A 12,779-nucleotide genomic window follows, 5' to 3' on the forward strand; every position below is an offset into this window, starting at 1 on the left:
AGCAGCCTTCGGGCTGCTTTTTCAGCATTACACCACGGCGTTAAGCTTGATACTGCCTGAGATCACCCCTTTTACTTGATCTGCCATCTTACAGTGTGCCATTTGCGGCACAGTCATCGGCATGGAACGCCAATTACGCGGCAAACCCGTTGGGATCAGAACCTCAACGTTAATCATTCTTGGTACCTATTTTTTTTATTACTCTAGGTCAAACCTTATCGATTAATAATGCCGATATCTCACGGGTTATGGCGCAGGTGATCACCGGTATTGGCTTCCTCGGAGCCGGCGTCATGATGACCCGTGACGGCCAGATTCATGGCGTCACTTCGGCGGCTGTGGTTTGGATGCTAGCGGCACTGGGCATCACCATTGGTCTTGGCTATGGTAAAACCGCGATGATTATGACCAGTTTAGTGGTCGCTATCCTGTTTGGCGTCGATAAACTGGAAAATAGCCTGCGCTTCCTGCGTAACGGCGTACATTCCCACCTCAGTGATCGTCGTCAACGTAAACGCTGCACACCACAGACCTCCCAAGACAATTCATAGCAATCAACATCCCCCCAATTGGCATAATCCATACCGCCCCACCATGCTGGTGGGGCTTCTCTGTCCACTTTAAATGTACAGCTTTACCGCGGAAAAGCATCTTTTTTATGATCGCATCGTCGACCAGCACTGGGTTACCACAATATCAATGTAACCTATTGTTTCTTAAGGAAATAAAATAGTGTACAGCTTTTCGAGCTTTTATCTCAATGAACCACATAGGTAAAATACTGCCGGATTAAGCGGCACCCATCGCGTAAAAATGCATTTTAGCCCCAAAAACAGCTTTTATTGCCAATAACAGCAAAAAGCTGAACGCCCTTAAGATCATGGAGACACAATCGATTTTAATGCTGTAAGTTATTGTTTTTAAAAAGATTTACTTAACGTACAGCTCTTTTGGCTTTTTTCTCAGTGAACCAAATCGCGACATTGAGTAATATGATAGGCGTAATAGTTATAGTTTTTTGCCTACAGTAGGATTTTTACTAATATGGAATCGAAAGGATATGCAGGTATGCCAGCCAGCGTACGCTCTTCTCTTGTAAGTAATCTTCTTTACCTACGAGTCTTCCTGATACCTCCGCTAACATTTTCCCTAGCACTTGCAACTTCGCTTTTTTCATAGAGCCTAACGATCACAAATCACTTAGCTTTCTCGCACCTCACACCTCACACCTCACACCTCACACCTCAAAAAAGCGTACACCTTTTCAACAAAAGTACACCAATAAGATGTGCAAACTACACACCATAAGCCAGACCGGATTAACCGGTATGTAAGTTACTGTTTTTACTGAATATAATTCTTGTGCAGCTTTTCGAGGATTTTACCCGACGAACCCTGTACAACAATTCACACAAACAGAGCGGGTAAACCAGAAGAGGAATGACGGTAAATACAGGCATAAAAAAACGGAGACCGAAGTCTCCGTTTTTATAGTTTATCTGTAGGTTGGGGGTTACATCATGCCGCCCATGCCACCCATACCGCCCATGCCGCCCATATCAGGCATTGCAGGAGCGTCTTTTGCAGGAAGGTCAGTGATCATCGCTTCAGTCGTGATCATCAAACCAGCAACCGATGCGGCGAACTGCAGTGCAGAACGCGTCACTTTCGTTGGATCCAGGATACCCATTTCGATCATGTCGCCGTACTCACCGGTAGCCGCGTTATAACCGTAGTTCCCTTCACCAGCACGAACGTTGTTAGCAACAACTGACTCTTCGTCACCTGCGTTCTTCGTGATTTGACGAATAGGTGCTTCCATCGCACGTAGTGCAACACGGATACCCACGTTCTGCTCTTCGTTGTCGCCTTCAAGGCCAGCAACTTTAGCAGCAGCACGAATCAGTGCAACACCACCACCGGCTACCACGCCTTCTTCAACAGCTGCACGAGTTGCGTGCAGTGCATCTTCAACGCGGTCTTTCTTCTCTTTCATTTCAACTTCAGTAGCTGCGCCCACTTTGATCACCGCAACACCACCAGCAAGTTTCGCTACGCGCTCTTGCAGTTTCTCTTTGTCGTAGTCTGAAGTTGCATCTTCAATTTGCTGACGGATCTGAGCAACACGGCCCTGAATCATCTCTTCTTCACCAGAACCATCAATGATAGTGGTGGTTTCTTTAGTGATTGTAATGCGCTTCGCCTGACCTAGGTCTTCTAGCTGAACTTTTTCAAGCTCAAGACCGATTTCTTCAGAAATCACCGTACCCGCAGTCAGCACAGCGATATCTTGTAGCATCGCTTTACGACGGTCACCGAAACCAGGTGCTTTAACAGCAGCCACTTTCACGATACCGCGCATGTTGTTCACAACCAGTGTTGCTAGCGCTTCACCTTCTACGTCTTCTGCAATGATAAGCAGTGGACGAGAGGCTTTCGCTACGCCTTCAAGGGCTGGCAGTAGTTCACGAATGTTTGATACTTTCTTATCAACAAGCAGAATGAATGGGCTGTCTAGATCAACGCTGCCCGCTTCTTGGTTGTTAATGAAGTAAGGAGACAGGTAACCGCGATCAAACTGCATACCTTCCACAACATCAAGCTCATCTTGCAGTGCTTGGCCTTCTTCAACCGTGATAACACCATCACGACCTACTTTTTCCATTGCTTCTGCAATTAGATTACCCACAGTGGAATCTGCGTTAGCAGAAATCGTACCCACCTGTGCAATCGCTTTTGAATCGGCACAAGGAACAGACAGTGCTTTTAGTTCTTCAACCGCCGCCACGACGGCTTTGTCGATACCGCGCTTAAGATCCATTGGGTTCATACCAGCAGCGACAGCTTTCAGGCCTTCAGCGATAATCGCTTGTGCCAGAACGGTCGCAGTTGTTGTACCGTCACCCGCTGCATCGTTCGCTTGAGAAGCGACTTCCTTAACCATTTGCGCGCCCATGTTCTGGAATTTGTCTTCCAGTTCAATTTCACGTGCAACAGATACGCCATCTTTGGTGATAACAGGCGCACCGAATGATTTATCCAATACCACATTACGGCCCTTAGGCCCCAAGGTTACTTTTACCGCGTCAGCCAGAACATTTACACCTTCCAGCATACGAATACGTGCGTCGTTACCAAATTTTACGTCTTTAGCAGCCATGTCAGTCTTCCTTTCTTAATTTTTAATTTGAGATGATCGGATTATTCAACGATTGCCATGATGTCATTTTCAGACATGATCAGGACTTCTTTACCATCAATCTTTTCAGTTTTGGTGCCGTAGCCTTCTGCAAAGATAACAGTATCACCAACTTTCACGTCCAACGGTTGTACCGTGCCGTTTTCTAGAATGCGGCCTTTACCTACAGCCAGTACAACACCACGGGTAGATTTTTCAGCCGCTGAACCTGTCAGCACGATGCCGCCTGCAGATTTTGATTCAACTTCTTGGCGCTCAACGATAACGCGGTCGTGTAAAGGACGAATGTTCATTGGTCGTCTCTCCTGATTAGGTAATATCCATACGATAATAAGGTAAACGGTCACTGCCGATTACTTTTTCTGATACCTAGACATGTTGGGTCGTTTTTTAAGATCCCAAGCCCTGATGGCCATTTTTTTACTAAATATCTATCAGAACTTTTGCCCGATCACACTCTTTGGATTAGGGTAAGCAGGCATTTCTTTCCTGAGACCACTATGGCAGTCGATCACGCTTCCGACAAACACGGACTCCTGTCCGATCCCATTCCAGATGTTCTGCGGCGTCTGACCATCCCGATGATATTCGGTATGGTCTCGATCCTGATGTTCAATTTGGTTGATACCTTTTTTATTTCCCTGCTTGGTACCGATGCGCTGGCGGCGGTCAGTTTTACCTTCCCGATTACTTTTGCTCTGAACTGTATCACCATGGGGATCAGCGTGGGTATCTCAACCAGTATCGGCCACCGTCTGGGCAGCGGCGATACCCAGAGTGCAGCCCGCCTGACCACTCACGGCTTATTGCTGGCAATGATGATGATGGTCCTGGCGGCAGGCCTTGGCTTGCTCACCATCAAGCCGCTGTTCACCTTGATGGGAGCGTCAGCTGATTTGTTACCGATTATTCATGACTATATGGAAGTATGGTATCTGGCAATTCCGTTATTGGTGATCCCTATGGCGGGTAACAGCGCGATTCGGGCAACCGGTGATGCAACCACCCCCGCCAAGATCATGATCCTTGCGGGCGCCATTAACGGTGTACTGGATCCTTTACTGATCTTCGGTCCTGGCCCCCTGCCCGCTCTCGGGGTAAAAGGGGCTGCCATTGCCAGTGGGATCAGCTGGGCCTGTGCCCTTGCGTGCTCTCTCTATATTCTGATCAAGCGTGAAAAACTGGTTGCCCGGCCTCAACTGACGACGCTAGGCCAAGATTGGGGGCAAATTCTCCGGATAGGGACACCTGCCGGGATGTCAAACGCGCTTACGCCCTTGTCGGGTGCATTACTGATGACACTATTGGCAGCCCAAGGCACTGCATCCGTTGCTGCCTATGGGGCAGCAATGCGAATAGAATCAATCCTGATCACCGTAATGATGGCCCTAGGATCGGCGTTGATGCCTGTGATGGCACAAAATCTTGGGGCTGATAAACCAGAACGGGCATTCTCTGCTCTCTTTACCGCGATGCGCTTTGCGATTGTGTTCCAGTTACTGATTTTTATCATGATGGTGCCACTGAGCTGGCCTTTGTCATCACTATTTAGCCAAGATCCTGCCGTACAATCGCAACTGTGGCACTATTTATTAGTGGTACCTGCCAGCTATGGCCTACAAGCGGTTTGTTCGCTGCTGATCAGTGCTCTCAATGCGATGCGCCGTTCCTTTCACGCGCTCATTGGCAACTTACTGCGACTGTTTGCCCTGCTGCTTCCCGCCGCTTGGCTCGGCAGCCAGATTGCAGGCACCGAGGGGCTATTTATCGGTATTGCTGGAGCCAATATTTTCAGCGGCCTAGTCGCTTATCTGTTTGCTATCAAACTACGTAAAAATTGGCCTGATGATGTCCGTATTTCTCATCAATAGCCGCCCTGTTAAATATGAACAGCATGAACAAAAAAGACAGCCTTGGCTGTCTTTTTTGTTTTCATCATAATCACACAATAGTGCATTGCGCTATTGTTCATTAATCAACGTAAACGCGGTGAGTCATCATCGTCCGACTTCTTATCTTTACGTTCATATTCACCATCAAACACATCGCCATTTGATGCGTCATCCCGTGAATGGTGATTAAACGGACCTTGCTGACCAAAATCTGGTCCCTGACCGAATCCCCCGCTAAAACCTGATCCTGATGCCATCCCTTGCACCTTAACCCGACGCATCAACTGCTTCGCCAACATCGCGCGTGGGGCGGGCAATAAAATCAGCATCCCCATTGCATCAGTCATAAAACCTGGGGTTAATAGCAGTACCCCGGCGACGGCAAGCATGACACCTTCAACAATCTGTTGAGCGGGCAACTCCCCTTGTTGCAAGCGGTTTTGCACCGACATCAACGTGGCTATACCCTGGCTGCGGACTAACGAGGCCCCCACGACCGCGGTCACCAATACCAAGCCTACTGTCGGCCACAAGCCGAGGAAGCCGCCAACCTGAATAAACAGGGCAATTTCGACAATTGGCACGACAATAAACAAAAACAGTAAAATAGGAAACACGGCTTACCCCTTGCTGGTTCGCGGTCTAGGCGGGCCATATCTGTAACACATTGTTGACACACTACATGATGGCCTATGGTTAATTACACATATTGGGTGATAGTCGATAATTTTCAACTCACCGCAATCGATATTGAATGTAACGATTGATTACAATACCCCAATCCATTGCTCAAACATCATTGTCACATTTTGTCATAGTTATTCATTTTTAAGCGCTAACAAGGGGGCAATTGTTAACAGCGAATGTGATTTAGATCTCATTATCGTGCAAATGTTTTCAGTCACCACCAAAAAGTGATCTGGGTTATGTTTTTACCCCTAAAGGGGAGTATTATCGGCTTCAGACAAATAGGTGTCAGGTATGATCATCTAGCCAAAAACTCTGCAGAATGGACTCTAACTTTCAGAATTGGCTCAATATTTGAATTTAATTAGCAGATTCCACTAAGGCCACCTCATGTCTCAGATGATTGATCTAGAAAAAAATGAAGCAATGCTAAACAACGTAGCAACCCGTATTGAAGAAGATCTACTTGGTGAACGTCACATCCCTGCTGACGCTTACTGGGGTGTTCACACTCTGCGTGCAGTTGAAAACTTCAACATTTCTAATACCACCATTTCTGATGTACCAGAATTTGTTCGCGGCATGGTTTTCACTAAGAAAGCAGCAGCAATGGCTAACAAAGAATTGGGCGCTATCCCTTCAGAAGTCGGCGAATACATCATTAAAGCTTGTGATCTGATCCTTGAAACAGGTAAATGCATGGATCAATTCCCATCTGATGTTTATCAAGGTGGTGCTGGTACGTCTGTAAACATGAATGCCAATGAAGTTATCGCTAACCTTGCACTTGAACTAATGGGCAAGGAAAAAGGCGAGTACGACATCATTAACCCGAACGACCACGTCAACAAGTCTCAGTCAACTAACTGTGCTTACCCTACTGGTTTCCGCGTTGCGGTTTATAACAGCCTAATGCAGATGCTAGAAGCACTGGCTTACCTACAAACGGCTTTCGATGCGAAAACAGAAGAATTTGCCGGCATTCTGAAAATGGGTCGTACCCAGCTTCAGGACGCAGTACCAATGACTGTAGGCCAGGAATTCCGTGCGTTTGCTGTTCTAATTAAAGAAGAAATCAAGAACCTACAGTACACTGCTCAACTTCTACTGGAAGTGAACTTGGGCGCAACGGCTATCGGTACTGGCTTGAACGCAGCAACAGGTTACCAAGAGTTGGCTGTTCAGCGTCTTGCTGAAGTCACCGGCCTACCATGTGTACCAGCTGAAGATCTTATCGAAGCAACCTCTGACTGTGGCGCTTACGTTATGGTTCACGGTGCGCTTAAGCGTACAGCCGTTAAACTGTCTAAGATCTGTAACGATCTACGTCTACTGTCTTCAGGTCCACGTGCTGGTCTCAATGAGCTAAACCTACCTGAAATGCAGGCAGGCTCTTCAATCATGCCAGCTAAAGTTAACCCTGTAATCCCAGAAGTGGTTAACCAAGTTTGCTTTAAAGTTATTGGTAACGACACCACTATCACTTTCGCTGCCGAAGCAGGCCAGCTTCAGCTAAACGTGATGGAGCCAGTGATCGGTCAGGCACTATTCGAATCTATCAGCCTACTGAAGAATGCGTGTATCAACCTACGCGACAAGTGTATTGATGGCATCACTGTGAACAAAGAAGTGTGTGAATACTTCGTGTTCAACTCAATCGGTATCGTCACTTACCTAAACCCATTCATCGGTCACCATGAAGGCGACATCGTTGGTAAGATCTGTGCTGAAACAGGAAAGAGCGTTCGTGAAGTCGTTCTTGAGCGCGGACTACTGACGGCAGAGCAACTTGATGATATCTTCTCTGTGCAGAATCTAATGCACCCGGAATACAAAGCTAAGCGTTACAATTAATCAGTAACCGAACAGCTAGGCGGATTTTCAGGATGAAGGTCCGCCTTTTTTTTTGCTACAGATTCCCCCTTTATTATATTCCTTATAATTTTTAAATTTTTTCCACTTTTAGACAGGACAAACACATGGTTGGTATAGAACTTTTAGTCGTTCTTGCATTCATTTACTTGGGTGCCCGAATTGGCGGCATTGGTATCGGTCTGGCAGGTGGTGCCGGCGTTATCGTACTCTCTCTCGTGCTTGGCATGCCAACAAGTCAAAGCTACATTCCAATTGACGTTATCTTGATCATTATGTCAGTGATCACCGCGATTGCTGCAATGCAGGTTGCAGGTGGCATGGACTGGTTGGTTGAACTCGCTGAGAACTTCCTGCGTAAAAACCCTAAACGTATTACCTTCTACGCCCCGATTGTGACCTACCTGATGACATTGATGGCAGGCACTGGGCACACAGCATTCTCAACACTACCCGTAATTGCAGAAGTTGCCAAAGAACAAGGTATTCGCCCATCGCGTCCACTTTCTATTGCGGTTATTGCCTCGCAGATTGCCATTACAGCCTCTCCGATTTCGGCGGCAGTTGTGTTCTTCTCAGGCCTGCTTGAGCCACTGGGTGTTGGTTACCTAACCCTATTGGCTATCTGTATTCCAACGACCTTTATTGCCTGTATGATCGGTGCTTTTGTGGCTAACTTCCTTGGCTGTGAACTAAAAGATGATCCGATTTATCAAGAGCGTCTAGCCAAAGGCCTGATCAAACTACAAGGCTCAACTAAACGCGAAATCTCACCAAATGCGAAAAAAGCGACATTTATCTTCCTTGCCGCTATCGTGATTGTTGTGGCTTACGCTGCCGCGATCTCAAGCTCAATTGGCCTGATTGATAACCCAGCACTCGGTCGTAACGAAGCAATCATGACCTTCATGCTAGCAGCGGCAGCAGCCATCGTTTACACCACAGGTATTGACGCGTCTAAAATCCCTTCAGCCCCAACATTCCGTTCTGGTATGACAGCATGTGTCTGTGTACTGGGTGTGGCATGGCTAGGTTCAACCTTCGTTAACGGCCACGTTGATGGCATTAAAGAAGTGGCCAGCCAACTACTGAGTGACTACCCATGGATGCTGGCTCTGATCCTATTTCTGGCTTCTATGCTGCTGTACTCACAAGGGGCAACAACAACCGCACTAATGCCTGCTGCATTGGCTATCGGTGTCGCGCCGCTAACGGCCATCGCCTCTTTCGCAGCGGTCAGCGCACTGTTCGTACTACCAACTTACCCAACGCTACTGGCGGCGGTTGAGATGGATGACACCGGCTCTACCCGTATCGGTAACTTGGTATTCAACCATCCGTTCTTTATCCCAGGCCTTGTTACCATCACAACGTCTGTGGCATTAGGCTTTGTATTTGGCGGACTGTTCTTGTAATTCTCGATAATAACAGACGCATAAAGGCTGCCTGCGGGCAGCCTTTTTATTAGCTGGAGCAAGAGCAGAGACGAGTCACGAGGGACTAGAGGCGAGAAGAAGCCAAGAACAAAGAGATACAGTGCAGGAACGAGGAACAGCTAACAAGCAAAGGGAAAAAGTCAGAGGCGAGTCACGAGAGACTAGGGACGAGAAACGAGGAAAAACCAAGAGCAATAGGCAAGGAAAAGCGAAGAGCAACAGAGCCAAGAACCAACAGCATCGTAAGCGGTGATAAATAGAATGCCTTCGCCCCATCCTAGGGCGAAGACCACGAACAACTGCGGATTCCCATCGCCGTTGTTCAATCCAATGAAACGTTAATCCCAACGCATCACTGGCATCGTGTCTTTTATGCTACAGAGCAGGCTAAGACAGGAAAGCCTGCCAGATAATAGTAGCCATTGGGGCACCCCAACGATAGAGATAAATGTGTTATGCAGCGATGCAAAAATGGTATGAAATTAGACGACCTACGCACCCTTGTTGCCATTGCTCAACAAGGCAGTTTTCGGGCAGCGGCCTGTGCTCTCGATATTCCCCCCGCCACCCTCAGTCGTCGATTACAACGACTGGAAGACACCCTTGGCAGCCAATTGGTGATCCGTGACAGCCGTAATGTTGCGCTGACCCCCCTTGGTCAGCGCTATTGCGAACGCTGCCAGCCGCTGTTGGAAGGGTTGGAGGCGGCAACCTCTGAGCTCCACGACAGCAGTCACAGCAATCCTCGTGGTGTGTTGCGCGTATCAGCACCAGTCGGTTTGCTGACTCATCAATTGATGCCACTGTTTAACCAGTTTCTGGCCCAACAGCCTGATATCAGTTTGACCCTGACCCATTTATCCAATCAGCATCACGACTACAGCCCAGAACAATATGACGTGGTATTTAGGGTTGGTCAGCAACCTGATTCCAGCTTTGCCGCCGCCAAAATCGGCCACTCACAACGGATCCTCGTCGCCAGCCCTCATTACCTTGAAGACTTCGGTATGCCAGAGCATCCCGATGATCTCAACCTCCATGCCCGTCTGGCCAGTGTTCCTGAATTTGAGTGGGCACTCACTAACAAAGAAAATACCGCAGAGCCGGAGACTATCTGGATAAACTCGCCAGTTAAAATGGCTATCGCCGATCTCAACAGCATAAAGCAAGCGACAATCAACGGCCTAGGGATCGCCTGTTTACCCAATTATGTGGTCGCGGATGCAATCCACGATGGTCGTCTGGTAACCATGATGAACAACTGGTACTCGCCATCACGGCCAATCTACATGCTGTACCAACGGCTCGGTTATATTCCGACTCATATCCGACTGTTTACCGACTTCATGCGACATAGCCTGACAGAATCAATGCCCTTTACACCACACAAATGAAACAGGGCAGTGCTCAATCCGGTCTTAGGGAGATATAGTTATATAATGATATATACACTTTATTTCCTATCTATTACTACCAAGAGACGAGCCCTGCCAGATGACATTACTCCAACGGTATCGCCACGGTTTTCGCGACTTACTCACCTTACTGATTATCGCTGGCGCACTCAGTACTGGCTTACCTGCCAGTGCCTTGACATTGCCCGATACACCCGCAGTACAAACTCAATTTGTTGCGGTTGATGACGCCTTCCCGTTTAATTTCATCCAACAGGGGGATCGCGTCTATCTCGACTGGCAGGTAAAACCCGGCTACTACCTGTACCAGCAACAGCTGAGTATCTCTGCAGATAATGCTGAGCTTGGGCACATTGAAATACCTGACGGGCACCCTTATCAGGATGAGTTTTTTGGCCAGACCAATATCTATACCCAACCATTGACGCTCAGTGTGCCGCTCATTCAAGCAACCAGCCACGGTAGCCTCACGGTACGGTATCAAGGGTGTGCTGAAGCGGGATTTTGCTACCCACCGGAAATCCGTCAGATCCCACTGAATGCGGTAATGGGCCAGCAGCCATCAGAAAATAAACGCCATACAGTCTCGTCACCTGCCGAGATAAAGAATGGTAATATTAAAGTAAGTACTAACTTCGATAAGGCAACATTCGCTGCACTCGAGGCGGCTAGTGAGATCAGGCCAACCCCAGCCACTCAACAAGATCAGCTCGCAGCCGCGCTGGCCGGCCAATGGTGGACCCCGCTGCTCTTTCTTGCCCTCGGCATAGGTTTGGCCTTTACTCCCTGTGTCTTACCCATGTACCCCATTTTAAGTGGTATCGTACTCGGTAATGGCCAACTCACTCAGCGTCAGGCCTTCCAGCTGGCTTTTATCTATGTACAAGGCATGGCACTCACCTATACCTTGCTAGGGTTAGTGGTTGCTTCTGCGGGGATGCAATTTCAAGCGGCATTGCAACACCCTGCCATCCTCATCGGGTTAAGCGTCCTGTTCGTGTTGCTGGCGCTGTCGATGTTTGGGGTCTATACCCTACAGCTGCCCAGCACATTGCAAACCGGGTTAACTAACCTGAGCAATAAACAACAAGGCGGCCACGCCAGAGGCGTGTTTCTGATGGGGATGATCTCTGGACTGGTATGTTCACCATGCACCACTGCACCACTGTCTGGTGCTTTGATCTATGTTGCCCAGAGCGGGAACTTACTCACGGGCGCCGTCGCGTTGTACGCGCTGGCGATCGGGATGGGGATCCCATTGATACTGGCGACCATGTTCGGCAATAAGCTACTGCCAAAAGCGGGTAACTGGATGAGCCACGTCAAAACCGTCTTCGGTTTTATTTTACTGGCGGTACCATTGTTCTTACTTGAACGTATCCTGCCCCACTCCGTCATGCCCATCTTGTGGGCGCTGCTGGGTATTAGCGCCTTTGGCTGGCTTTACCATGTCAAAAATACCCTCAATGTGTCATGGCGTAGCCGTGTATTGACCGTCATTGCCATGGTCGGACTATTTCTCTCAGTACAACCGCTTTATCCGCTATTCACCGGCACCGCAGATCAACCGTCAAGCCAGCCCCAAATGACCATTGAATTTGAGAAAGTCAGTGACATTGATGATTTAACACTGGCATTGGAAGAGGCGAAAGCCAGAGGCTTGCCTGTCATGCTCGACTTCTATGCCGACTGGTGCGTGGCCTGTAAAGAATTTGAACTGTACACCTTCCACGATCCGGAAGTCGCCAGTCAACTCGGTTACTTTATCTTGCTTCAAGCCGATGTGACCCAAAGCTCCCCCGAGGATATCGAGTTAATGCAAGCAATGAATGTACTTGGGCTGCCCACGGTGGATTTCTGGGACAGTGAGGGAAAGCGTATGGAAGGCTCCAGATTAACGGGCTTTATGAAGGCAAAACCTTTTTTAAAGCACCTCTCCGATCACCGGATCACACGCTCGCATGAAGACTCTAAATAAATTGCCATCATAAGATTTAAAAAACAACTCACATCGAGTAGGGTGAGGCGTCGCCGCCTCATCCCTCTCACAGAACCGTACGTACGGACCTCGTATACGGCTCATGTACATTTCCATTCAGCGTAAGTGCTGAACACATGCCCTGTCACAACATGTTCAATATTGACTAAACCAAGTTCATTGAACCATTGATTTGTCATAGCGTAGCTCGATAACGGACTCGCAGAGCTTCTCCAGCCTGTCATTCGTATGTGACTAAACGGCGGTTTATATCCTCGCTGTTTCAATTCTCGATGAAGC

General features: G+C 48.2%; 8 protein-coding genes and 2 pseudogenes. 6 read left to right on the forward strand and 4 right to left on the reverse strand.

The window, feature by feature from the left end; all coding sequences use genetic code 11:
- Positions 1–85 precede the first annotated feature (85 nt).
- Positions 86–551: pseudogene (locus L4D12_RS17000) on the forward strand (MgtC/SapB family protein).
- A 962-nt stretch (positions 552–1,513) separates the two neighbouring features.
- Here the strand turns inward: L4D12_RS17000 and groL are convergent.
- Both groL and L4D12_RS17010 read right to left on the reverse strand, forming a co-directional pair.
- Positions 1,514–3,160 (reverse strand): chaperonin GroEL, encoded by a 1,647-nt coding sequence (gene groL / locus L4D12_RS17005; RefSeq protein WP_428449029.1) that lies wholly within the window; start codon positions 3,158–3,160, stop codon positions 1,514–1,516.
- 41 nt (positions 3,161–3,201) lie between these two features.
- A complete protein-coding gene (locus tag L4D12_RS17010; protein ID WP_107351003.1) occupies positions 3,202–3,492 on the reverse strand; it encodes a co-chaperone GroES in 291 nt (96 codons plus the stop codon).
- A 207-nt stretch (positions 3,493–3,699) separates the two neighbouring features.
- On the opposite strand from L4D12_RS17010, the gene L4D12_RS17015 reads away from it, so the two are divergent.
- Entirely contained in the window at positions 3,700–5,070 is a 1,371-nt protein-coding gene (locus L4D12_RS17015; RefSeq protein ID WP_428449030.1) for an MATE family efflux transporter, read from the forward strand.
- 104 nt (positions 5,071–5,174) lie between these two features.
- Here L4D12_RS17015 and L4D12_RS17020 read toward each other — a convergent pair whose 3' ends face one another.
- Positions 5,175–5,708 carry an FxsA family protein gene (locus tag L4D12_RS17020; RefSeq protein WP_428449031.1) on the reverse strand — a complete coding sequence of 178 codons (534 nt, stop codon included), beginning with the start codon at positions 5,706–5,708 and terminating at the stop codon, positions 5,175–5,177.
- Positions 5,709–6,168: 460 nt separating this feature from the next.
- Here L4D12_RS17020 and aspA point away from each other — a divergent pair, with 460 nt between their 5' ends.
- The 4 genes from aspA to L4D12_RS17040 all read left to right on the forward strand — a co-directional run bounded on the left by aspA (position 6,169) and on the right by L4D12_RS17040 (position 12,479).
- A complete protein-coding gene (gene aspA, locus L4D12_RS17025) occupies positions 6,169–7,632 on the forward strand; it encodes an aspartate ammonia-lyase (RefSeq protein WP_428449032.1) in 1,464 nt (487 codons plus the stop codon).
- Between the two features lie 125 nt (positions 7,633–7,757).
- The gene (locus L4D12_RS17030) at positions 7,758–9,065 is read left to right on the forward strand and encodes an anaerobic C4-dicarboxylate transporter (RefSeq protein WP_428449033.1); all 1,308 of its coding nucleotides are present in this window, start codon (positions 7,758–7,760) and stop codon (positions 9,063–9,065) included.
- A gap of 497 nt (positions 9,066–9,562) precedes the next feature.
- Positions 9,563–10,480, forward strand: a complete 918-nt coding sequence (locus tag L4D12_RS17035; RefSeq protein WP_428449034.1) for a LysR family transcriptional regulator — start codon at positions 9,563–9,565, stop codon at positions 10,478–10,480.
- A gap of 100 nt (positions 10,481–10,580) precedes the next feature.
- Positions 10,581–12,479, forward strand: a complete 1,899-nt coding sequence (locus tag L4D12_RS17040; protein ID WP_428449035.1) for a protein-disulfide reductase DsbD — start codon at positions 10,581–10,583, stop codon at positions 12,477–12,479.
- A 101-nt stretch (positions 12,480–12,580) separates the two neighbouring features.
- On the opposite strand, the pseudogene L4D12_RS17045 reads toward L4D12_RS17040, so the two are convergent.
- Positions 12,581–12,779 (reverse strand): annotated as a pseudogene (locus L4D12_RS17045) (group II intron reverse transcriptase/maturase); the annotation flags it as partial.

This window comes from Photobacterium nomapromontoriensis (genome assembly GCF_050336815.1).
Classification (GTDB): domain Bacteria; phylum Pseudomonadota; class Gammaproteobacteria; order Enterobacterales; family Vibrionaceae; genus Photobacterium; species Photobacterium nomapromontoriensis.